Origin of the sequence: Bacillus sp. FSL E2-0195, assembly GCF_038003645.1 — a bacterium.
Lineage (GTDB): Bacteria > Bacillota > Bacilli > Bacillales > Bacillaceae_G > Bacillus_A > Bacillus_A mycoides.
In genome coordinates this window covers 3,092,636-3,115,478 of sequence record NZ_JBBOPN010000001.1, presented here as the reverse complement: position 1 = coordinate 3,115,478, position 22,843 = coordinate 3,092,636, and the positions used below count along the sequence as shown (strand labels likewise).

General features: G+C 34.9%; 20 protein-coding genes and 1 pseudogene. 14 read left to right on the top strand and 7 right to left on the bottom strand.

What is annotated here, in order from left to right:
* The first annotated feature begins 1 nt into the window (after position 1).
* The gene (locus tag MHH59_RS16010) at positions 2–1,378 is read left to right on the top strand and encodes a sensor histidine kinase (protein ID WP_050000565.1); all 1,377 of its coding nucleotides are present in this window, start codon (positions 2–4) and stop codon (positions 1,376–1,378) included.
* A 237-nt stretch (positions 1,379–1,615) separates the two neighbouring features.
* Positions 1,616–2,086: a DinB family protein gene (locus tag MHH59_RS16005; protein ID WP_002128104.1), complete on the top strand. Its 471-nt coding sequence runs from the start codon at positions 1,616–1,618 to the stop codon at positions 2,084–2,086.
* A 226-nt stretch (positions 2,087–2,312) separates the two neighbouring features.
* Here the strand turns inward: MHH59_RS16005 and MHH59_RS16000 are convergent, their stop codons facing one another.
* Both MHH59_RS16000 and MHH59_RS15995 read right to left on the bottom strand, forming a co-directional pair.
* The gene (locus tag MHH59_RS16000; RefSeq protein ID WP_016127264.1) at positions 2,313–3,596 is read right to left on the bottom strand and encodes an MFS transporter; all 1,284 of its coding nucleotides are present in this window, start codon (positions 3,594–3,596) and stop codon (positions 2,313–2,315) included.
* A 69-nt stretch (positions 3,597–3,665) separates the two neighbouring features.
* Positions 3,666–4,289, bottom strand: coding sequence for an ArsR/SmtB family transcription factor (locus MHH59_RS15995; RefSeq protein ID WP_016127263.1), 624 nt, complete (start codon positions 4,287–4,289; stop codon positions 3,666–3,668).
* 183 nt (positions 4,290–4,472) lie between these two features.
* Here MHH59_RS15995 and MHH59_RS15990 point away from each other — a divergent pair, with 183 nt between their 5' ends.
* Positions 4,473–5,537, top strand: coding sequence for an ABC transporter permease (locus tag MHH59_RS15990; protein WP_048516809.1), 1,065 nt, complete (start codon positions 4,473–4,475; stop codon positions 5,535–5,537).
* Positions 5,537–6,208, top strand: coding sequence for an ABC transporter ATP-binding protein (locus MHH59_RS15985; protein WP_016127261.1), 672 nt, complete (start codon positions 5,537–5,539; stop codon positions 6,206–6,208). Before MHH59_RS15990 ends, MHH59_RS15985 begins: the two co-directional genes overlap by 1 nt.
* 72 nt (positions 6,209–6,280) lie before the next feature.
* Here the strand turns inward: MHH59_RS15985 and MHH59_RS15980 are convergent, their stop codons facing one another.
* Positions 6,281–7,405, bottom strand: a complete 1,125-nt coding sequence (locus MHH59_RS15980; RefSeq protein ID WP_098632714.1) for an LPXTG cell wall anchor domain-containing protein — start codon at positions 7,403–7,405, stop codon at positions 6,281–6,283.
* 145 nt (positions 7,406–7,550) lie between these two features.
* The gene (locus tag MHH59_RS15975) at positions 7,551–8,138 is read right to left on the bottom strand and encodes an AAA family ATPase (protein WP_340851772.1); all 588 of its coding nucleotides are present in this window, start codon (positions 8,136–8,138) and stop codon (positions 7,551–7,553) included.
* A gap of 213 nt (positions 8,139–8,351) precedes the next feature.
* Between MHH59_RS15975 and MHH59_RS15970 the strand changes: the two genes are divergently transcribed.
* The gene (locus tag MHH59_RS15970; protein ID WP_078206917.1) at positions 8,352–9,272 is read left to right on the top strand and encodes a class I SAM-dependent methyltransferase; all 921 of its coding nucleotides are present in this window, start codon (positions 8,352–8,354) and stop codon (positions 9,270–9,272) included.
* Positions 9,273–9,339: 67 nt separating this feature from the next.
* On the top strand, positions 9,340–9,474 hold the full coding sequence (locus MHH59_RS15965) for a hypothetical protein (RefSeq protein WP_016127259.1): 135 nt from the start codon (positions 9,340–9,342) through the stop codon (positions 9,472–9,474).
* Between the two features lie 95 nt (positions 9,475–9,569).
* Here the strand turns inward: MHH59_RS15965 and MHH59_RS15960 are convergent, their stop codons facing one another.
* Positions 9,570–10,007, bottom strand: a complete 438-nt coding sequence (locus MHH59_RS15960; RefSeq protein WP_000372086.1) for an Lrp/AsnC family transcriptional regulator — start codon at positions 10,005–10,007, stop codon at positions 9,570–9,572.
* 142 nt (positions 10,008–10,149) lie between these two features.
* On the opposite strand from MHH59_RS15960, the gene MHH59_RS15955 reads away from it, so the two are divergent.
* The 6 genes from MHH59_RS15955 (at position 10,150) to MHH59_RS15930 (ending at position 16,237) form a co-directional block, all read left to right on the top strand.
* Positions 10,150–10,731 carry a DJ-1/PfpI family protein gene (locus MHH59_RS15955; protein WP_016127258.1) on the top strand — a complete coding sequence of 194 codons (582 nt, stop codon included), beginning with the start codon at positions 10,150–10,152 and terminating at the stop codon, positions 10,729–10,731.
* Between the two features lie 216 nt (positions 10,732–10,947).
* Positions 10,948–11,583 carry a LysE family translocator gene (locus tag MHH59_RS15950; protein ID WP_016127257.1) on the top strand — a complete coding sequence of 212 codons (636 nt, stop codon included), beginning with the start codon at positions 10,948–10,950 and terminating at the stop codon, positions 11,581–11,583.
* A gap of 537 nt (positions 11,584–12,120) precedes the next feature.
* Positions 12,121–12,579, top strand: coding sequence for a VOC family protein (locus MHH59_RS15945; protein ID WP_000615631.1), 459 nt, complete (start codon positions 12,121–12,123; stop codon positions 12,577–12,579).
* Between the two features lie 402 nt (positions 12,580–12,981).
* On the top strand, positions 12,982–14,214 hold the full coding sequence (locus MHH59_RS15940; RefSeq protein WP_002185448.1) for a DUF4073 domain-containing protein: 1,233 nt from the start codon (positions 12,982–12,984) through the stop codon (positions 14,212–14,214).
* A 268-nt stretch (positions 14,215–14,482) separates the two neighbouring features.
* Entirely contained in the window at positions 14,483–15,478 is a 996-nt protein-coding gene (locus tag MHH59_RS15935) for a D-cysteine desulfhydrase (protein WP_340851761.1), read from the top strand.
* A gap of 129 nt (positions 15,479–15,607) precedes the next feature.
* On the top strand, positions 15,608–16,237 hold the full coding sequence (locus tag MHH59_RS15930; protein ID WP_002142425.1) for a class I SAM-dependent methyltransferase: 630 nt from the start codon (positions 15,608–15,610) through the stop codon (positions 16,235–16,237).
* A gap of 814 nt (positions 16,238–17,051) precedes the next feature.
* On the opposite strand, the gene MHH59_RS15925 is transcribed toward MHH59_RS15930, so the two are convergent.
* The gene (locus tag MHH59_RS15925) at positions 17,052–17,654 is read right to left on the bottom strand and encodes a hypothetical protein (RefSeq protein WP_340851758.1); all 603 of its coding nucleotides are present in this window, start codon (positions 17,652–17,654) and stop codon (positions 17,052–17,054) included.
* 526 nt (positions 17,655–18,180) lie between these two features.
* On the opposite strand from MHH59_RS15925, the gene MHH59_RS15920 reads away from it, so the two are divergent.
* Positions 18,181–19,659, top strand: coding sequence for a DHA2 family efflux MFS transporter permease subunit (locus MHH59_RS15920; RefSeq protein WP_078179035.1), 1,479 nt, complete (start codon positions 18,181–18,183; stop codon positions 19,657–19,659).
* Between the two features lie 528 nt (positions 19,660–20,187).
* Positions 20,188–20,502 (top strand): annotated as a pseudogene (locus MHH59_RS15915) (tyrosine-type recombinase/integrase); the annotation flags it as partial.
* 497 nt (positions 20,503–20,999) lie between these two features.
* Here the strand turns inward: MHH59_RS15915 and MHH59_RS15910 are convergent.
* Complete coding sequence (locus MHH59_RS15910; protein WP_078179037.1) at positions 21,000–22,787, bottom strand: helix-turn-helix transcriptional regulator; 1,788 nt, start codon at positions 22,785–22,787, stop codon at positions 21,000–21,002.
* Positions 22,788–22,843: the final 56 nt, after the last annotated feature.

The following is a 22,843-nucleotide window of genomic DNA, read 5'->3' as shown; positions in this document are numbered from 1 at the left end:
GATGAAATCATTGTATTCTAGATTTGTTTTTATGACAGTCGGTATTATGCTTCTTAGTAGTATTATCGGTTTTTTATTAACGAACGTATATTATCAAGTGAAGTTAAAACCGTACAATAGTGAAAAGATTTTAATGTATGCTAAAGAAGTAAAATCATTATATGAAAAGCAAAGTGAAGAAAATAAAGAGGCATACTTACAGTCTATTGCGAAGTTAGGGTATGAAATTTATATTGTAGATGACGAAAATCATGGAAAGCGTATTGGGAATGCGTTTCGTAAGATAACAATTAGTGATGATACCGTTCATAAAGTATTGCAAGGTGAAACGTTTAATGGCGTTTCCACATATCCAACCCGTTTGTTTATTACAGGATTTTTCGATAATGAATTAATTAATAGTGTCGGTGTACCGCTAAAACACGATGATAAACAGTACGCTTTATTCATTCGCCCTGATATTCAGCAACAATTCGGCGAGATGAGAATTTTTCTAGCGGTATTACTCGGTTTCATCGTTGTATTAAGTATCATTTTTATAGCGATTGCAGCAGGTTATATCGTTCGTCCTATTCGAACATTTACGAAAGCGACTCAAAAGATTGCAAGTGGTGAATATGATATCGAATTAGATGAAAATCGAAAAGATGAAATTGGTACACTAGCGACTAATTTTCAAAAGATGACAAAGAGCATTAAAGAATTAGACCAAATGAGACAAGAGTTCGTTTCTAACGTTTCTCATGAATTCCAATCTCCACTTTCTTCGATACAAGGTTTTTCGAAAACATTACAATCGGAGAATATGAGTGAAGAGGAAAGAAAACGTTACTTGAAAATTATTGAGGGTGAAAGTAAGCGGATGTCTAGTTTATGTAAACAGTTACTTACGCTTGCTTCATTAGATAAAGAAGAGAAGGTTTTACAGATAAAAGAATTCAATCTGCAGAAGCAAATTAAAGACGTCATTTTTATGCTCGAATGGAAATGGCGTGAAAAAGATATAGCTGTTGAATTTGATGTACCGGACATATCTATAGAAGGTGATGAAAACCTACTACATCAAGTATGGAGTAATATTTTTACGAATAGCATTAAGTTTTCAAACGATGGCGGGACGATTGAATTTGTTGTAGAAGAATTAGAATCCGGTATTGTCATTTCTATATCAGATAACGGAATTGGTATGGAACAAGAAGAAATGGATCGTATATTTGATCGTTTTTACAAAGTAGACACAGCAAGGGCAAGAAACGTAGAAGGAAGCGGCTTAGGATTATCTATCGTGCAGAAAATTGTTGAACTGCATCAAGGAAACGTTTCAGTTTATAGCACGAAAGGGGAAGGGACGACTGTTCGGGTTGAGCTTCCTAAATAGATGGAAAGGAAGAGGCTGTTTTTAGAACAGCCTCTTCTTATTTTTGTCAATTGGTCAATATATTATCACTTATGTGTAAAGTGATAAAAAGTTGTTTAAAAAAATGCGAGTCATTCTATTTCACAATTGGGTCAGTTTGTGGAATAAGATTAGCAGGAAGTTTATTTAAAAATGTAGAATCTCTACAGAGTTATAAGGATTTTATTGAAACTTTAACTATTTAGGGAGGCGATTACTCTGAAAAGAATTGACTTGTTTTTAAACGGACTAGATTCCACATTCGATAAAGAGAGTTGGTATGCACCGTTTAAACATGCTATAGAAGGACTTACAGCCGAACAGGCTATCTGGAAACCATATGGAGAGGCAACTAAAACCATTTGGGAGAACGTTAATCATCTCATTTATTACAAAGAGAGACTTGCTGCAAACTTGGAAGACCGTGAATGGATACATAATCTCGACGGTGATGAAACCTTTTATCTTACCAATCAATCTAATGATGATAAGGAATGGAAGAAAGTCGTTGAACGTTGTGAAAATGCCCAACGTAATTTAAGACAGGCATTGAGTGCAATTTCCGAAAAAGAGCTTGAGCAAAATTCACTTGAGGGGAAATTACTGGACATTATGCTTCATGATGCTTATCATACAGGTCAAATTATTCAATTAAGGAAAATGCAGGGGTCTTGGCCATCAAATCGTTGAATGAACGTTTTAGTTATTCCATTAAAGGGTGCTATTTTTGAATAAAACTTAGGTTTTCAAACGACTTTATTGTTATATTTTTAGTGTTGTGAAGTATCTTGCATCCAAAATAAAACAGGCATAACCCCGTCCTAAATTTAGAACGGGGTTATGCTTGTTTGAGCTTTTAAAATTAAATAACTTTATTATCTCTACACATTACGGATTACATGATATTTTCTATTTGCTATAAGGCAGCACCTTTCCCGCGCTCTTCCTTAAAGCGAAGCCCAAAAGTATCCGCTGTAATTTCATCAGCTTTCGGCAATGAACGTAATTTCGGATGAAGTAGCCATACGAGAGAAATAAATAAAATTCCGATGCTAGCGAGCGCGAAAATGAGTTGGCTACTAAATACATTTGCGGTGTATCCGCCAATTAAAGAGCCGAACGGCATAGCGATTGTACCCATGCTTCGTGTGACTGAATTGATGCGTCCAAGATATTGATTTGGAATTACAATTTGACTAATTGTCGCAAATAATATGTTGGTCGCACCAATTGGTATCCAAGCTAGGCCGAATAAAAAAATTGATAACCATTGAAACGGTACAAACGTAGAGAGAAACCAAAAGAAAGCGCTAGTCGCAAAGCAAATAATGGAGACATGGCTAATATTATGTTTACCAACCCATGAACTGAATAGTGCTCCAATTAAACTACCGGCGGATATAGCGGCTAAAAAGAAACCGTATAATTTAACCCCTCCTAAAGAATCGGCGAAAGAAGGGAGTATTGCCATCGTCATACCGATTGAAAAATTAGCGACAACTGAACCGATTAAGAAAACGCCCATTAATGAACGAAAGACGATTGAAAAGCCTTCTTTTAATTCAGAGAAATATTGTTTGACCGAAAATGATGTATTGTCTTCAGAAGGGAGACCTGTATTGGTTTCTACTTGTCTTGGCATTTTCAATGAAATAAACAAAAGGGCGGTAATCGCAAATGTAAAAGAGTCGATTACATATAAAGTGATTGCGCCAAGTAGTGCTACTAATATTCCAGAAAGAGTCGTGCAAATTAAATCAATGCCTTGATATGCAAATGAAAAGAGTGAGTTTCCCCTTAATAATTGTGTTTTATTCAGTAGAAGTGGTAAAGCTTTTGATTGTGCGGGATAGGCGAATTGTTCGATAAAGGCTACGATTGGCATAATGGTGAGTAGTAGTTGGACTGTTAGTAGATCGAAGTAGTGTGTAATAGGAATAATTAAAATAAGAATGCATTGCAGGACTTGTGTGATGACGAGGGTGTTTTTAATCGACCATCTATCAACGAATGGACCAGTAAGAAATTGAAGTGCAGAAGGTAATAACGTAAGAAAACCTGCTAATCCAGAATAAAAAGAATTACCACTCAGCTTATATACGAGCCACATCGCTGCTACATAATACAAGCTATCTCCTATGTTTGTAAAAATTCTCCCTAAAAATAGTAAGAGGAAATTCCGGTTTTTTAATATGTCCACTTTATCTACTCCTTTATAAAAAAATTATTCGGTAAAATAAAATTGACCGTCTCGGTAAAAAAAATCGTATTACGATTTTTCTTCTTTTTTAACAAATTGCTGCATTGTTCTTTCAGCGATTTGAAGTGCAGTAGTAGAAATATAATAAGCTTTACTATTTGGATCTTTATCCGCACCTTTTGTGATTTCGTTTAATTCAGCCATTAATTCATGAAACTTTTTCACCCACACTTGAAATTGTTCTGGCGTAGCATCAAATTCCCAGCAGGATGAAACGTAATTCCACTCAGCTGGGTCTTCACTTGCATTTCGTAATGTAAAAGATTTTTCTGGTGCAGCGAGAATATGGCTTTTCGTTCTTTCCGTCATTTGTAAAAAGATTTGGCGACCTGATTCACTTAATATTTCTAAATGAGGTAATAGGTCCGCGGCAGGGGTAAATCCTTTAGCGACAGATTGATAAAACTTTTGAACGATGCCATTCTTTTCTTCTGTATAAACGATTTCTATAAGACCATTCTTCTCTAATTCTTTTAAATGATAATGAATTTTCGCCCTTGAAATGCCGAATTTTTCAGATAGCAGTTGTCCTGTATAAGGACGTTCGCATAGACGCATCATCATTTCGGCACGTAGTGGATCGCTTATTGCTTTTAGTTGGCTATAAGTAGTTAGTGTTAACATGGGCTTCAAATGATCAACTCCTCAAATTAAATTACTCGGTCAAGATTATTTGACTGAATTGTATCAAGGATTTTAATTGTTTTCAATACTTTCTGAAAATTTAATTTTCATTCTGTAATCTTCCGTTCATATTCCGTTCATATTTCTTTTTTATGATAAGTGCATAGAAAGTAATAGGAAGGAGCGAGCGAAATGTTTTTAGCTCTGCGTGAATTAAAACAATCAAAATTAAGATACGGATTAATCGGACTTATTATGGTGTTATTATCATTTTTAGTCCTTGTAATTTCAGGATTAGCAAATGGATTATCATATGATAATGCTTCATCGATTCAAAATATGGAGGCAAATAAGTTTGTATTAGCAGATGATGCAGAAAATAAATTACTTCGTTCACAAATTAAGAAAGATGATGTAGATAACGTAGTAAATCAAGTAGGCGAGAAAGAGGCCGTTCCGTTTCGTGTGAAAGTTTCAACGTATGAAAAGAAAGATAGTTCGAAAAAAGTGGATGTCGCTATTTTCTCAAGTGAACGTGATTCATTTTTAGAACCGAAAATTGTAGAAGGCGAGAAATTAGGTACAGCAAATAACGAAATGGTTGCTGATGAATCAATTAAAGAAAAAGGAATCGATATTGGGGATACAATTATTGATCCTGTTTCAAAGAAAGAATTTAAAATCGTTGGATTTACGAAAGATCAAATGTTTAGCCATACACCAGTCGTTTATGTAAATGAAGACGTATGGGGCGCTATTTCACAACCAAACCAAAAAGATTATAGTGCAATTGCGCTTAATACAGATAAAGAAATTAAAAATGCACATGTTATCGACAAAAAAGAAGTGCTACAAAGTATTCCAGGATTTAAAGAAGAGCAAGGAACATTAACGATGATCATTGCGTTCTTACTTGTTATCGCTGCGTTACTAATCGGTGTATTCTTCTACGTAATTACACTGCAAAAAACACAGCAATTAGGTGTACTAAAAGCAATTGGAACGAAAAATTCTTATTTAGCAAATAGCTTAGTCGTACAGGCGTTATTCTTATCAGTCGTTGCGATGGTAATCAGTATTGTTCTTGTACAAGGATTAGAACAAATTTTACCAGCGGGTATGCCGTTCTTATTAACAACACCGATGATTGCACAATATGCAGCAATCTTTATCGTAATTAGTATTTTAGGAACACTTATTTCGTTATACCAAGTATTAAAAGTTGATGCATTAGAAGCAATTGGAGGCGGGATGTAATGACTTCATTATTAAAATTAGACAAAGTAAGTAAAGTGTACGGAGAAGGGAATACGGAAGTAACAGCCCTTCATCCGATGTCGCTTGATGTGAAAGCTGGAGAATTTATCGGAATCGTCGGTCCTTCTGGATCAGGGAAAAGTACGTTATTATCAATCGCGGGTGCTTTACTATCACCGTCAAAAGGGGATATTTACATTCGCGAGCAAAATATTACGAAGTTATCAGAAAAGGAAATGACAGACATTCGTTTGAAAAAAATCGGCTTCATTTTCCAGTTCGCAAATCTTGTTCCATATTTAAATGTAAAAGAACAATTGCTTTACATTGCAAAGTTAAAAAAAGAAAGCAAACAAGAATCGGAAAAGCGTGCGGATCACTTGCTAGCAGCATTTGGATTATCTGAAAGAAAAACTCATTATCCAAATCAACTATCGGGCGGGGAAAAACAAAGGGTAGCAATCACTCGTGCTTTCATGAACAACCCAGATTTAATATTAGCGGATGAACCAACTGCAAGCTTAGACTCAAAACGCGCACGTGAAGTCGTGGAAATGATGAAACGTGAAGTGAAAGAAAGTCAAAAAGCAGCAATTATGATTACGCATGATGAAAGAATGCTTGATGTATGTGATCGTATATTGACACTTAGAGATGGACAGTTAATATAAAGAAAAAAGGCCAACCGTACATATATGTGCAGTTGGCCTTTGTATGATTATTTTAAAATAGATATAATGGCTTTATTTTGAGAATAACGTTTTAATTTTATTTCGTGTTACTAATAAAAGTCCACCTAAGACAGATAACATTCCTAAAGGCACGTTACTTGATTGCTCACTACCAGCGTTAGGAAGTTCTCTAGCACTGTTTTTCGCTGGAACAGTAGTATTGTTATTGTCTGTTTGCGTTTGTTTCGATTGTGATACTTCATTAATTTTGTTATCTACATTTTGCTTTGTTGTATGTAACTCAGCTAATTTGTCATCAATTTTTTTCTCAGTATGTTTAAAATCGTTTATTTTAATATCTAAGTCTTGTTTTTTCTTTGTTAAATCATCTGAAACAGTTTGTTTCGCTTGTTTCATTTCGTTTATTTTATTTAGTAAATCTTGTCTAGCTTCTTGTAATTCAGCTAGTTTGTTTTTTACATCTTGTTTAGCTAGTTCTAAGTTAGCGGAAAGACTATCTAAATTGCCTTTAATTTTCTTAAGCTCCTCTAACGTGTTCCCAGTATTCGGCTTATTTTCTTTTAGCTCAGCAAGTTTGTCCTCAGCAGTTTGTTTCGCTTTCTTTAACTCAGCTAATTTGTCATCTACCTGTTTTTTTACTTCCTTAAGTTCATTAACCTTCTGATCGATGTTCTCTTTATGTTGCTTAATTTCATTCACTTTTTCATCGACAGTTTGTTTATGTTCTTTAATCTCAGTAACCTTATTATCGATATTTTGCTTATGTTCTTTAATTTCAGCAACTTTATCATCTACTTGTTTTTTATGCTCTTTAATTTCAGCGATTTTATCTTCGGCGATTTGTTTGTCTTGCTGAAGTTTTGCATCTAACTCTTGTTTATGTTGTTTAATCTCGCCAATTTTTTCATCAGCAACTTGTTTACGTTCATGTAGTTCATTTACCTTTGTATCAACATTTTCCTTAACTTGGTTAAGTTCATTTAATGTTTGATCCACATTTTCTTTGTGCTGCTGCAATTTCGCATCTAACTCTTGTTTATGTTGCTTAATTTCAGCTAATCGATCTCCAGTACTTTGCTGGGGAGTAGCTTCATTTACTTCTGCATGAGTAGGGGTAGATCCCGCAATCATTGCTAAAGCTAGTGTAGAAGCAGCGATTGTTTGTTTTGTTTTCATATTTTTGTACCTCTTTCCTATGAGTGAACTCTATTGTGTAAAATTGAGCATATAGAAGTAGATTATTTTATCATTATATACCATGTTCGGCGCTTAGAGGAAGTATTTGCATAATAATCTATGATTATGTGATTCTTATAGTCTCTTATTTTGGGATAGGGGACAAATCTTCAGCAAGATGAACAATTTCTTCTATAGTAGATTTTACATCTTTACTATCGCGAATAACAAACAAATAATCAGCCTCATTTTCTACAGGATCTACCACATCTTCATGCAGTGATTCGGCCTGTTGGCGATTGAGTACCTCTTTGAAACTAGAATAGTTACCTCTAAATATATTTGTACTTCGCTTGCTACGAGTCACTCTTTCATAAAGAACATCATCTGGGATGTCAAAATGAACTAATATGCGTACATATTCCTCTTCCTCTTCCTTAAACAGCTCATTCAGCAAATACATTCGTCCGTTTCGGGTTCTATTTGAGTTGCAAATAATAAGGTGTAAAATCGTATGTTCTTTTGCATAATCAACAATGAATTTCGAAAGAACGTGCTTAAATGTATTAGGGCCTTCAGTTGGCTGTAATTTTTCATAATGCGTGTTAATAAATTCGGCTTGGTTATCTGGATCCATAATGAAAGAGTGGGGGAACTCTTTTTCTAGCGCTCTTGCAAATGTAGTTTTTCCGCTGTGCGTTTTTCCTACTGTAATAATGACTAGTCGTTTCATATTGGCCTCCATATGTATTGTTATAATCTGGAATATTCGATGTGGATCGAAATCTTCCTGCCAAGGAATACATAAATTGTTGGAGCGGTAATGGGTTGAAAACTTGACAAAAAAACTTATTTATGCTATAATTTACCAATATAAAAATAAAGTGTATAATAGGGTTCTCCTGGCCAGGGGAACCCTATTTTTGTTGTGAAAATGAAGGAGTGTATGTGCATGAAACAAGGTGAAGCAAGTGTAACGTCGTTAGTATCAGCTTTCGGAAGGGCGTATCATAGTGAATTTGATAGTTCTAAAATCTTTGATGATTATGTAGCTAAAGATCTTATTTCACAAAAAGAACGTAATGATATTGAAACGAACATGGTTCAAGGAATACATTTTTTCAATAAAGACATTGCACAGCAGTTTCAAGACAATCCGAAAGGAATTTTAAAATGGATTACACAAGTTCAATTATCACCAACACCTTTGGCACGCGCGGCATATTGTGAAAGAGTGCTATTACATGAAATTGCATTAGGTGCAAAGCAATACGTCATACTCGGTGCGGGCTTAGACACATTTAGTTTTAGACATAGAGAGTTAGAGAATAAAATAGAAATATTTGAAGTGGATCATCCTTCTACGCAGCGTTTTAAGGTGGAAAGAGTGAAAGAAGCAGGGCTTGAAATTCCAAGTAATCTTCATTTTGTTTCGATAGATTTTACAAAAGAATTTCCTTATGAAAAGTTACGTAATGAAGGATTTGAAAATACAAAAACTTTCTTTAGCCTTTTAGGTGTTACGTATTATTTAACGAAAGAGGAACTTTCCAGTTTAATAGAATATTTATTCGAGATAGTTCCAGCAGGAAGTTCTATCGTATTCGATTATCCCGATGAAAACTTATTTACGGAAAAAGGATTATCCAATCGAGTTGAAAATATGATAAAGATGGCTGAGATAGGCGGAGAGCCGATGAAATCGTGTTTTTCTTATACCGAAATGGAAGCACTGTTAGAGAAGGTGGGCTTACTCATTTATGAGCACTTATCACCAGAGGATATTAATAAATTATATTTTGAGGGACGAAACGATTATTTAGAAGCTTTTGAGACGGTGCATTATGTACATGCGGTGAAGAAGTAGAGAATTAGTAGGCATGGGGAGGGATCTCTGTGTCTTTTTTTTGTAAAAAAGGAAATGAGGTGTAGTGATGGGAAGTAATAAGCATGTTGCTATTGGAAGTAGAGGGATTGTGAAGAATAATTTAAATGTTTATATAGGGGGAAGTGCACATCGTTACCCAGCTAATAAAAATGGGTTACCCAAAAACGATAAAAATGATTAGAGACCCTGATTTTTATACAGTCAAAAAATCAGGGCTATTTTTAAAGGATTAAGGATTATTGAGTAAGTAATAGTTAATTGATTGTGCCAGTATTTTTATTCTTCACTAATAAAGGGAGCAATTATTTTTTTTTCATAAGAAGATAACACGATATTCGTTGATGGTGTACCATATTGCATTGTATCATCAATAAATTGTTCTAAACTTTCTACAGAATACGTTGCTAATTTGACAATATAGCTAATTTCCCCTGCTACTCTGTAACACTCAAGTACATCTGGATGATTATAGCAAAAGTTAGCTAATGATTTACAATCCTTTGATTTAAACAATATAAGTGCAGAAATTGGACGGTTTATTTTTTTTAGAGAAACATGTGCATGGTAACCTTCAATAATTTTTTGCTCCTCTAACTTCCGTACTCGCTCAGTTACTGACGGAGCAGATAAGTGAACGGCTTCTGCTAGATCCTTCATTGAAATTTTTGCATTTGACTGTAATAATCCCACGATTTTTTTATCAATTTGATCCATAAATTATCCAACCTTTTTTTATAAAATAGGATAACCTAAATTCCTTATATAATAAAGCCAAACAATCGAATATCCTTATTAAACTCATTTATCAGCCTTATATATTTGTATAAAATAAGGATAACAGGAGGCGATTTACGATATGAAAAAGGTTTTATTATTATTAGCTGATGGATTTGAAGCAGTAGAAGCTAGTGTATTTACAGATGTACTAGGTTGGAATAAATGGGAGGGAGATGGATCAACTGAGGTCGTAACAGTTGGCCTTCGGAATAAATTAACCTGTACTTGGAATTTTACTGTCATACCCGAAAAAACGGTTGATGATATTCAATTAGATGAGTTTGATGCATTAGCTATTCCAGGAGGTTTTGAAGAAGCTGGTTTTTATCGGGATGCATATAGTAGAGAATTCTTACATGTTATTCAACATTTTTATGCCAAGCAGAAGCCTATTGCCAGTATATGTGTCGCATCATTAGCGCTTGGAAAAAGCGGGATTCTTACAGATAAAAAAGCCACCACATACAGTCATCCAACGAGTAAACGAAAAGAGCAGTTAAAGAATTTCGGTGCAATAGTACAAAATGATTTAATCGTTCAAGATGGAAACATTATTACATCTTCAAATCCAGGTACAGCTTTTGATGTTGCATTTTTATTACTTGAAAAACTAACATCTAAAAAGAACGTTAAACATGTAAAGGATCTTATGGGGTTTTAGGCATTGCTCTTCAACAAAGGGATACTTGGAGTATTTTAAAATATCTTAACGAACATGGTCCAAAAGAGTGGTCATCTAATTGGGTGATTGCTCCAGATAAAAGAGAATGGAAATAATATGTAATAACAGATGGTAATGAATCGATCAAAGGTAAGTGCCCTTTTCATGCATAATTTAATAAAAAGAATAATAATTGATTAAAATAGGAGAATTTTTATGATTGTAACACTCTTTACATATATATTGTTAGGTTTATCTTTATCAATACCTGCAGGTGCTATGACTGTCCAAATGACTAAACAAGGAATGAGAAATGGTTTCGTACATGGTTGGTTTGTAGGTATAGGAGGAATGACTGTAGATTTATCTTTAATAGTTCTGATTTATCTAGGGTTCTCTAGTGTATTAACCAATCCGTGGGTAGAAGCAGTTATGTGGTTACTAGGTTTTGGGTTTTTAATGTTTATTGGAATAGAAAGTATTAAAGAAGCAAAGTCAGAAGTTAACATAGAGGGAGAAAATCCTAATAAATCTTTATTAACAGCTTATTTATCTGGTTTTATGATTGCTATATCACCGGCTAATATTGTCTTTTGGATAGGGGTCTTTGGGCCGGTTCTAGTTTCTTCATTAGGTAATGCAAGTACATCAACATTTATATTAATAGCTGTAGGTATTTTATTAGGTATCTTTATGCATGATATGGTCTTATTAAGCTTTGTTCATTTTACTAGACGGTTTCTAAATCCAACCTTTATTAAATGGGTATCTATATTTGCCGCAATAGTACTATTCGGATTTAGTGGTTATTTTGGTTACGAGTTTATAAAACAAGTAATTACTTTTATTTAAAAAGCATAACTTTTATAAACTTAAACATGGCGGTTGTAATGTAAATGAAAAAGATACGCATTTTAAACCCAAACGCAACGTAATTGTAAATATGTTATATTACGTAGGTATCCCCTTAGGAATTCTTTGATTTCTAGGGGAGGGTTAAATTCCTTACATATAGGCTTTAGAAAAAGAAACAACCTCTACTATAATTGACGGTGTATGAACTTAGCTTGATAGCGATGGGGTAATTGCACATATCTATTTGCTGGAAAATATTAACTGAATTCAAGAGTGAAAAGCGCTATTCTTACTAAAAGAATAGCGCTTTTTTATTATTTTAGTATGATTTCATCTGAATGTATTGGAAATTTCTCCTGCAAAAGTAGTAGAATTTTTATTTGAATTTACTACTTCAGTTGGATTTATCATATTTCAATTTCGATAGAATAGTAAATAGGTATATTGGATATGGAGATAAATTACAATGATTATACATACTTCAGATTTAGAATTACAGTAACTACTTAACTAATAAAGAAAGGAATAAGCAGAATGATACAGAACATATATGAAACACATTTACATGTAAGAGATTTAGAAAAGGCGATAGATTTCTATCAAAATAAGTTAGGGTTAGCGTTAGCAAGAAAACTATCGAAAAGAAAAGTGGCTTTCTTTTGGGTAGGAGAAAGTAAAAAGCAAATGCTTGGACTATGGGAAGTGCATAATATTGAAGATTTTGAGATAAAACACTTTGCTTTTGGTGTAGATTTAGAATTTCTAAAGACTTCTAAATTGTGGTTAGAGAATCGTGGAATAGAAGTGGTGGGGAGCCAAGGGAAAGGAAATCAAGAGCCAATTGTCCAAAGGTGGATGCCAGCTGCAAGTGTATACTTTCTGGATTGTGATGGGAATAAATTAGAGTTTATTTCTATGTTACATGATAATCCGGATGAATTAGAATATGCATCTTATTTAAGTGAATGGGATGCGGAGCACCAAGAAAAATAAATGAGATTGTATCTATAAAGGGGGGAAAACGTTATTTTTTTGTGAAAAATATACAGAAAAGATGGACGTTTTACTTTACCAGAGTTATTCGGATTAAATGAAGAGAACTTAAAAAGATAGAGTATTGTGTTGCGGTTATATAATTTAGAATAAAACACAACGTACCTAACTAAGAGATTTATCGTATAAATTTACATTTATTTAATGTTAGTGAATAGAGAGCAAGATTGGCGCGATTCGGTAATTGTGGAGTGCGAAAAAAAGACAAAATCTCTTAAAAAACACTTAAATTTTTCCTCCATCTATCTTTACAATCCCTCTCTATAATATGAATTGGACAAGCACCTAAGAGAAAGCAGAACATGTCAGATTATACATTCTATTATTAGGGAGAGAATTTGTATGAAAAAGACAGTAGCTTCATTGGCTGTTATGGCAGCTTTATTACCGACACTTTCGATGCATGCGGAAGGGAAAGAGCAAGTTCGAAAATCAGCTACAACTTTTAACGTTATTAGTGACATTCAAGGAGATTTAGGGGACTTTGATCACGTATTAAAAGATATGAACAAAGTGACGCCACTTTCCAGAGCGCTTATTATGAATGGGGATATAACGCAAACTGGGCAGCAGTCACAATATGATGATGTGAAGCGTGTGTTAAACAAAAATAAGCATCCGGAAAATGTATGGTCAACTGTTGGGAATCATGAATTTTACGCTGGTAAATGGACAGCTGATGGGAAACTCTCTCAAAATACATGGCCAAATGGTGTAACGGAAGAAACATTGTTTAATCGATATTTAAAATTTAGCGGACAAGATAAGGTATATCATAAAAAAGAATTAGACGGTTATCCGCTTTTATTTTTAGGAACTGAAAAATATATGAAATACCACGATTCGAAAATGTGGGATGAAGTATATATGAGTGATGAGCAATTAGGATGGCTAAAACAAAATTTAGAAGAGTATAGTCAAAAAGATAAAAATAAGCCAATTTTCATTTTCTCTCATCACGTTTTACCTGATTCTGTATCCGGATCAAGACAATCACCATATTTACAAGACTATTTAAACGTGGATAAATTGTACGATGTATTAAAAGACTACCCGCAAGTTGTTTTCTTTACGAGTCATACGCATTGGGATTTAAACTTGCCAGACTGGGCTGGTAAAAAGAAAATTACAGGCGGAGATGAAAAAGGATTTACGGTTGTAAATACGGGCGGAATTGAAACAGGCTGGATGTCAGCTGGACCAAATGGCGGAGAGAAGACTGCTCCGGATGGATCTTCTTTCAAACAAGGATTGCAAGTGAAAGCATACGGTAACGATGTTGTCGTAACGGCTTACGATTATAAACGGGATAAGGGCATAAAGAACTTATTAATTAGTGACGCAAAAATTGCACAAATGGCACCAGATGTAACAGCAGATGATAATAAAAATGTAATCGTTGGTGCTACTGAATATATGGAGTACTCTGTAGAAGGAACGAATGAGTGGCATACGTATTATACAGCAAACCCGCCAAAATTTGATGGGGACAAGATTGTATATGTACGCCATAAAGGAGAAATGAATTTAGAAGCAGGATTAACGCAACTTCTTCGTTTTTCGGCAAATAAGTGATTGGAGAGAGCCCACATTTAAATGTGTGGGTTCTTTTTTGATTGATGAGAAACGGGCCTCTATTTGTATATTTTTGTCGTTGAATCGATATATTAAGAAAACCGTTCATATAATTTCATTTACCGTACTGGAGTTAAAAATCATTGATATAAATTGCATTTACCGAATTCTAATACATTTTTAATCCAGAAAGGTGACTTCATCATTTTTCCATGTAATAATAGTATGGTTACATTTACTGTGAAAGAGTATAAAAGGAGCGTTATTGATGAATTTAGCTAAATTTCCGAGAAAAAAATATACAGAATCATATACACCAATTGAAAAATTAAACAATTTTTCTGAAGTACTTGGTGGGCCGACTATTTATTTTAAACGAGATGATTTACTTGGTTTAACAGCTGGCGGTAATAAGACGAGAAAGTTAGAATTTCTAGTTGCGGATGCACAGGAAAAGGGTGCAGATACGTTAATTACAGCTGGTGGTATTCAGTCAAACCATTGCCGTCTAACACTTGCAGCTGCGATAAAAGAAAAAATGAAATGTATTCTTGTGTTAGAGGAAGGGCTTGAGCCAGAAGAAAAGCCAGACTTTAACGGAAACTATTTCTTATATCATTTATTAGGTGCTGAAAACGTAATTGTTGTACCAAACGGAACAGACCTTATGGAAGAGATGCATAAAGTAGCGAAAGAAGTCAGTAAAAAAGGAAATACACCATATGTCATTCCAGTTGGTGGATCGAACCCTACTGGGGCAATGGGATATATTGCTTGTGCGCAAGAAATTATGGCTCAGTCATTTGAGCAAGGAATTGATTTCAGTTCAGTTGTTTGTGTAAGTGGTAGCGCTGGTATGCATGCTGGTTTAATTACTGGTTTTTCCGGAACACAAAGTAAAATTCCTGTAATCGGAATAAATGTAAGTAGAGGAAAAGCGGAGCAAGAAGAGAAAGTAGCAAAACTTGTAGATGAAACTTCAGCTCACGTAGGTATCCCAAACTCTATTTCACGCGAGGCAGTTACATGCTTTGATGAATATGTAGGACCAGGATACGCGTTACCGACGCCAGAAATGGTAGAAGCAGTTCAATTACTTGCGAAAACAGAAGGTATTTTACTTGATCCAGTTTATACAGGTAAAGCAGTAGCAGGATTAATTGATTTAATTAGAAAAGGCAAATTTAATAAAGAAGACAACATTTTATTCGTACATTCAGGTGGTTCACCAGCTTTATATGCGAATACGTCTCTATTTGCGTAAGTGTAAAAAGCATTGGGTATCCAATGCTTTTTGTTTTGAATTAATGTTGAAATTTGATACAATTTCGTGAATATGCGATGATTTTTCAACATTCAACGGTAAACAACGATATATAAAGGAGATTGATGTATGACAGAATTTTGGGAAGCAAGTTTTATAGAAAATCAAATGATGTGGGGATTTGAAGCTGCAGATTCCGCAATTTTGACGAAGGATTTTTTCCTTGAAAAGAAAGTGAAGGATATATTGATTCCTGGTATTGGATATGGAAGAAATGCAAAGGTTTTTATTGATAACGAAATACAAGTAACAGGTATTGAAATTTCAAAAACAGCGATCGAATTGGCGAGGGAAAATGAAATTAATGCTAATTTATTCCATGGTTCAGTTACGGATATGCCTTTTGATAACAAACTGTATGATGGCATATTTTCTTATGCACTTATTCATTTGTTGAATAAGGATGAGAGAGAGAAGTTTATTAAAGATTGTTATAGTCAGTTAAAACCAAACGGATATATGATTTTTACTACTATTTCTAAAGATGCCCCAATGTTTGGGAAGGGGAAACAACTTGGTAAAGACTACTTCGAGATAATGGAAGGGGTAAAAATGTATTTTTATGATGTTGACTCGGTACAACAAGACTTTGGAAAATATGGACTGATAGAAACTACGGAAATTTTGGAGCCGCATAAAAATATGGAAAGTAAACCTCCATTTAAATTTATAATGATCAAATGTCAAAAAACACTATAATTACAATTGTGTAAAAAATAGTGAAAGGTTACTTAATAAGCTTGATGTGTAAGCTACTCACTAATTATTCTTTAAAGGCGAAGTAAGGGAAGTCAAATGGCATCCCTTACTTCGCTTAATTTAGTTTAAAACATGTTTTAAACTTCCAATGAATTATTTGTTATATAATGGAATTATTGAAGCGTGAGAGGGGTGATTATATGAGTACAACATTAAGAGGGGTCATATACACAATACTCAGTATTTCTATAATATTAATAATTTTTTTAGGTTACGGATTATATTTGTATCTTAAGTGAAATGATAACTGAACCAAAGGAAAGATAAAATAATTGCTGTGTTAAATAGAGTAAAACACAAACCGCTAATATAATTGCTATAACAGCGGAAGTTAATATGAAGTACGCGAAAGGAACTACGTAATCTACTCCAACTCTTTCTAAAATAGGGAGAAAGAGATTAATATTTTGTTTGCTTCACTTTTTTTCGGCACTCTACAGCTAGATGGTATTACTGGCACGTACAAGTTATCAACAATCTTTATGTTGAAAGAATCTTAGCGTACGAAATTCGCGTTTTGTTGGTGCGACCACATCTCTATTAAGCTAACAGATGCAATCACCTTCAACTATCCCTTATCAGATAGAAGGTAACAGATGTTTTTATAATTTGAAAGACGAGGAAACGAACTTGGAGGGAGTATTGGAAGCATACAATAAATACATTGAGGGGGCATGTTTGAGAAGATTAAATCAATGGAAAAGGAAATGATTCTTAAGTCTGGGCTATGGACCTATCCTCCCGTTCTAATTAACTAAAAGAAGAACTTCCCCATACCGATTAGACTACTAAGCATTCCTATTCCATTCATGGTGCCTTTTCCTACTGTAAGTAAGTTTCCAAGCATTCCTGCCTGACCGTTACCTCCATTATTCCCCCATCCCATGGGACTTACCTGTCCTCCCCACCCTGGAGGGTTTCCAAAAACACCCCAGTTATTGGTATTAAAATTAAAAGGCTTGGCTGGCGGCGATAGTAAAGCGGCAAGATGACCTTGTGCGAACATCCCTGTATGATTGAATGGTTGGGCCCAGGGGAAGGGATGTTTTTGAAAATTAAAACCTGCCTGGCCTGGTAATGGAATCCAATTAGCAGGATATCCTTGGGGCATCATCCCTGCATAATGGATTGGCTGACCCCAAGAGAAGGGAGGGGGTTGGGGATTGAAACCCGTATAATTGGTTGGTGAATCCCAACCAAATGGATAGACTCGACAACTCCAATTCACAGGAATCTTCAGACCATTCATTTCCTCAGCTTTAGTTATTTGGGGCTGTGAATATAATGATGACATTGAAATTTGGTTATTATATTGCCCACCGTTTCCCTTTGAATCCAAATACCAATATTGGTGCATAAGCTTATTCCCCTCACTTTAAAAATGTAATGTTAGACTTAGCCTATGTAATATTCCTTTTTATGGATGGTTACATAACTAGATTTACAAGCCCGTATTTAAAAGAATGGGTGTGTGGTCTTGTTGATTTATCCCGCTATTTGTGGGCAGTAAGACACCGCCCCCTCAAAATTCAGCGAAAGCAAAGAAGTTTGAGGGGGGGACTGCCTGTAAAAGTCCCACTGAGTAAAGTTTCACTTTATTTTAGAAGGGTATTTTCAGTTGCTCCTTTTGTTTATTTCAGCCTAATTTAATTTCGGTTAAAAAACGTGTTTAAATATTCATTCAAAATCTTATTTAAATGTTTATAAAGGTTTAATCAATAAAAAAGATTTTAAAATGTTATGTTGAGCAAGTAGAATTGCTAAAAAGAGAATATCCATTCGAAGAGTTTGGCAAAATACTGCAAGGATAATGTATTCGTTTGCAGATATGCAAACGATTTAAACTAATCAATGAAATTTATAATGAAGGGGCAAATAAATATATGAGTGAAACATTACATAAAAGAAAACCACCATATTTAATGCTTGTAATCCTTTTTATTGGGGCATTTGTTTCATTTCTAAACAACTCGCTTTTAAATGTAGCCTTGCCATCAATAATGAAGGATTTAGACATTAAAGATTATTCAACGATCCAGTGGCTTTCTACAGGGTATATGCTTGTAAGTGGTATATTAATTCCGGCATCAGCATTTTTAATAACCCGCTTCTCCAATAGGAGCTTATTTATTACATCTATGGTGATTTTTATTCTTGGTACGGCCTTAGCGGCTTTAGCACCGAACTTTGGTTTATTACTTACTGGCCGGATGGTTCAAGCAGCAGGTTCTTCAGTCATGGGGCCTTTGTTAATGAATATTATGCTAGTAAGCTTCCCAAGAGAAAAACGGGGAACAGCAATGGGGATTTTTGGATTGGTTATGATTACAGCTCCAGCAATTGGACCGACACTATCAGGTTATATTGTAGAGTATTATGACTGGCGTTTGCTTTTTGAAATGATTTTACCGTTAGCAATCATTAGTTTACTGTTAGGGATTTGGAAATCTGAGAATGTCATGAAACAAAACAAAAATGCAAAACTTGATTATCTCTCATTACTATTATCTTCTGTCGGTTTTGGCGGTTTGTTATATGGATTCAGTTCTGCAAGCTCCGATGGTTGGACGAATAAAGTTGTCTTAACAACCTTAATCATAGGCGCTATTGCCCTAATTACTTTCATTATCCGTCAATTAAAAATGAATGAGCCGTTATTGGATTTACGTGTTTACAAGTACCCAATGTTTGCACTTGCGTCTGTAATTGCAATTGTCAACGCGGTGGCCATGTTTTCGGGTATGATTTTAACACCAGCTTATGTACAAAACGTCCGTGGTATTTCGCCGCTGAACTCTGGGCTGATGATGCTTCCAGGTGCGGTAATAATGGGGGTTATGTCACCAATTACAGGTAAACTATTTGATAAATATGGCCCTCGGATTCTTGGCATAGTAGGACTTTCCATTACAGCTGTTTCAACTTATATGTTGGCAAACCTGCAAATTGACTCTAGTCACACACATATTATTCTTATTTACACACTGCGGATGTTTGGGATGGCAATGGTGATGATGCCACTTATGACAAATGGTCTTAATCAATTGCCAACTCGCTTAAATCCGCACGGTACGGCTGTTAATAATACAGCTCAACAAGTGTCCGGTTCGATTGGTACTGCTATTCTTGTTACGATTATGAATTCTGTAACAACAACAAAAGCTGAAAGTCTAATGTCGGATGTAGATCCAACGACCTTCACAGAAGCTACGAAGGCAGTATTAACTCAGAAGGCTTTATTATCGGGAATTCAATATTCATTCTATGTAGCGCTTGGCATGAATGTTGTTGCACTGCTATTAGTTTTTTTCGTTAAACGTGTAGATACAAGCGCGGAAGCTGTCGAGAGGTTAAATCGATAGAGAAAAATAAAACTCTAGATAATGATTCCTACAAGTTTTTTTGCTGATTAGTTAGACAAGGAAGCTTTTATCTGGTAGTTATCAAATCAAAGAAACTTCCAGTGAAATTTGCATTGAAAAATATTGAAAATAGGAGTGAGTGAAAAACGTAGGGGATTCCTCTACGTTTTTTTATGTGAACATTAATAAGGTGTTCAACACTAGCCATGATAATGATCTTTTCACCTTATTACGGGTAGTGGCAGCTTCGCTGGTACTACCCGTAATATTGAATTTGAAAATAAAAAGTGAAACAAACTATCTCATAACTTGAATCGGAGCAAACACTCTAACCACGGGTTGCTTTTATTATATACCAAACCTTAACATACGCCCTTTAGATATTTGGAAATTATGTGAATTTTAAAAAAGAGAACAAATAACTGTTTTAAGTCCCTAAAAATTCCAATTGAACATTTTGAACAAAATATTTTAAATCAATATATATTTCATAATAAATTATAAAAAATGTAGATATAGGTAAATAGAGAAGAATGTCCTTTATTGGTAAATCAAAGAGGGAATTTTTATAATCCAAAAACGTTATCAAATCAAGTAACAGACATGATAAAAAAGACAAATCTAGATTTTCTACAGTATCGTGAAAATCCTGTAACGGCACATACATTCCGTCATGCATTTGCAATCATGGCAGTTGAACAAGGAAATGCGGATCTATATCATTTAATGCAAACGCTGGGCCACGAAAATATCCAAACAACAAAAATCTATTTAGAGAAGCATATGAAACGGGAGAATAATGTGGGTACTTCAGGCGGATGCGATGCGGATATGTTGATGTGAATTTGAAACACTCCAAACCTTATTTAATTATGTATTTTTTATATAATTAAATAAGGTTTTATTCATGCGGAAATATAAATGGATAATTATTGGTAAAGAAATAAAATTATAATTTCACCTGTTATTGGGTAGATAAGTATAGAGACAGCTAGTGAATTAGGAGACATTTGGATTAGAGGGATTCTCACATGTAAATAGTTCTGTAGGTGGAGAAATTACGAGATATTTATTTTGAATTAGAAAGGAATAATTATCAGATGAAAAGACTTGAAACTGTCTTCTGTATAGTGATAATAAAGACGTGTAATTCCAATATAGACAACAATAGCGTTATTACATATTGAATGTAGTAACGCTATTTAAAGTTTATTAAAACAGAATTTATCTTTCTAAAATTATCTATCAAAAATGATATTCAATAAAATTCGTAGTTTTATCCTTTACGGCATCTTGTAACTACAGCTTACTTAGCTCTAAAGAAACAACAAACATTTTTCTTATTCAATAACTCCAATTTCTAGAGCCTTCTGGACAGCTTCTTCCTTGTTACGCACCCCTAACTTTGTGTAAGCCGAGGAAGCATAGTTCCTGACTGTACCACTCGACAAATATAACCTTGAAGCTATTGTAGTGTATCGGAGTCCTTTTGCTACTAGCTGCAATATTTCTATCTCTCTGGTTGTTAGCTCATAAGCAGTAGCTTTTGATTTTGGTGTCTCGATTTGCTCATCAAACTTCTCAAATATTTTGTGAGACATTCCCTGATCAATTAGTGTCCCACCTCTGTGAATAAGTCGGATCGTATTAGCTAGCTCCAATGTTTCAATAGATTTAAGTAAAAAACCATCCGCACCGTTACGAAGCGAGTCCAGCGCCTGTTCCGTATCCTGAAACGTTGTAAAAATCAATACGCGGATATGTGGCCATTGTTGCTTTATCTTTTTGGTTGCTTCGACTCCATCCATGTGCTGCATATCTAAATCCATAAGTACAACGTGGGGTTGAAGGCGCCCACACAAATCGATGGCTTGATTGCCATCCTCAGCCAAACCGACTACATTTAAATCTTCATATCTATCGAGTAGTGTCCTCAAACTTTCCCGAACAAATGGCTGGTCGTCTACAATTAACAAACGAATAAGTCCATCTCTTATTTCAGTTTGTCGCGGTATGGTACATGTAACAAGCATTCCTTCCTCTGGCTTTGTATATACAGACAATTGACCTTGTAAATTCATTGCCCGCTCTTTCATAGCATTCATACCGAAGCCTTCCTGCCATTCTACATTTCCCTTTCCATTATCTTGAACTTCCAGCCTCGTATATTGTTGTTCAAACTGCAATGAAACTATAATTTCAGTCCCCTGACCATGACGTACTGCATTCGTAAGGGACTCTTGTAAGCAACGAATAAACGCTATCTTCGCTTGCCGAGACAGTTGGTATTCTTCTCCGAATGCTCGAAAGCTTACATTCACCCGAGCGTGCTCCTGAAATTCGGCTCCAAGATTTTGTAGAGATTGAATCAAGGAAGGCGATTGACACGGAGACTCCATTTGATGTAGATAACCTCTCACGTCCTCGATGCTTTTACGTCCCATTTCAAGCAGAGAATCTAGCCTCTGAATACCCATTTCGGTAGCAAGCTCGGTGCGCATCGTTTCCATCCCCATAATAATAGAAGTATAAGCGTGACCAACTGTATCATGAAGCTCGCTCGACAGCCTGTTTCGTTCCTCTGCCAGTGTAATGCGTTCGATTTGAGACATATATTGCTCAAGTACCGCGTTTTGTTTACGAATCGCTTCATTTTGTTTATGATTGACGATTAATAAATGAAAAGCAAACCCCATTACATAAGAGAGTCCGTAGTAGGTGACCATAATCCAATAGTTATTACTTGGCGCAACTGCATAAAAAATTCCAGTTGTTATAAAAACTGTTGTTGGAGCTGTCCAATAATAGGACGAATGCTTACTATTCGCAGCGATAAGAAATACCGATATAAGAAATGTGTTGTAAGCTTCCGGAAATAAAGAGGTTAAATATATAGACAGTCCACCATATAGCAGTATTTCTGTGAACAAGTAATATTTATAATTGAACAGTAAGGCTACCCATGGAATAGAGAAGGCAACAACCTCCCAAAGAATAATAATCCAAAGTGGCAATGTTAAACCATCCTGAAAATTTAATGTAGCTAGGATGATAGACACACTAGCAATTAGACGGACCCCTAACATAATCCAATCATACCAAAACCAATACTTAACCATATCTAACAAGTTATTTACCCCCTAAGTAGCCTACCTTTTTACTTCTTATATTATAAATTAATCCT

What these genes read in the sequence shown, in the direction of transcription:
- MHH59_RS16010 (WP_050000565.1), top strand. Translation starts at nt 2, where the DNA reads ATGAAATCATTGTATTCTAGATTTGTTTTTATGACAGTCGGTATTATG.
- MHH59_RS15990 (WP_048516809.1), top strand. Translation starts at nt 4,473, where the DNA reads ATGTTTTTAGCTCTGCGTGAATTAAAACAATCAAAATTAAGATACGGA.
- MHH59_RS15985 (WP_016127261.1), top strand. Translation starts at nt 5,537, where the DNA reads ATGACTTCATTATTAAAATTAGACAAAGTAAGTAAAGTGTACGGAGAA.
- MHH59_RS15980 (WP_098632714.1), bottom strand. Translation starts at nt 7,405, where the DNA reads ATGAAAACAAAACAAACAATCGCTGCTTCTACACTAGCTTTAGCAATG.
- MHH59_RS15975 (WP_340851772.1), bottom strand. Translation starts at nt 8,138, where the DNA reads ATGAAACGACTAGTCATTATTACAGTAGGAAAAACGCACAGCGGAAAA.
- MHH59_RS15970 (WP_078206917.1), top strand. Translation starts at nt 8,352, where the DNA reads ATGTGCATGAAACAAGGTGAAGCAAGTGTAACGTCGTTAGTATCAGCT.
- MHH59_RS15965 (WP_016127259.1), top strand. Translation starts at nt 9,340, where the DNA reads ATGGGAAGTAATAAGCATGTTGCTATTGGAAGTAGAGGGATTGTGAAG.
- MHH59_RS15960 (WP_000372086.1), bottom strand. Translation starts at nt 10,007, where the DNA reads ATGGATCAAATTGATAAAAAAATCGTGGGATTATTACAGTCAAATGCA.
- MHH59_RS15955 (WP_016127258.1), top strand. Translation starts at nt 10,150, where the DNA reads ATGAAAAAGGTTTTATTATTATTAGCTGATGGATTTGAAGCAGTAGAA.
- MHH59_RS15950 (WP_016127257.1), top strand. Translation starts at nt 10,948, where the DNA reads ATGATTGTAACACTCTTTACATATATATTGTTAGGTTTATCTTTATCA.
- MHH59_RS15945 (WP_000615631.1), top strand. Translation starts at nt 12,121, where the DNA reads ATGATACAGAACATATATGAAACACATTTACATGTAAGAGATTTAGAA.
- MHH59_RS15940 (WP_002185448.1), top strand. Translation starts at nt 12,982, where the DNA reads ATGAAAAAGACAGTAGCTTCATTGGCTGTTATGGCAGCTTTATTACCG.
- MHH59_RS15935 (WP_340851761.1), top strand. Translation starts at nt 14,483, where the DNA reads ATGAATTTAGCTAAATTTCCGAGAAAAAAATATACAGAATCATATACA.
- MHH59_RS15930 (WP_002142425.1), top strand. Translation starts at nt 15,608, where the DNA reads ATGACAGAATTTTGGGAAGCAAGTTTTATAGAAAATCAAATGATGTGG.
- MHH59_RS15925 (WP_340851758.1), bottom strand. Translation starts at nt 17,654, where the DNA reads ATGCACCAATATTGGTATTTGGATTCAAAGGGAAACGGTGGGCAATAT.
- MHH59_RS15920 (WP_078179035.1), top strand. Translation starts at nt 18,181, where the DNA reads ATGAGTGAAACATTACATAAAAGAAAACCACCATATTTAATGCTTGTA.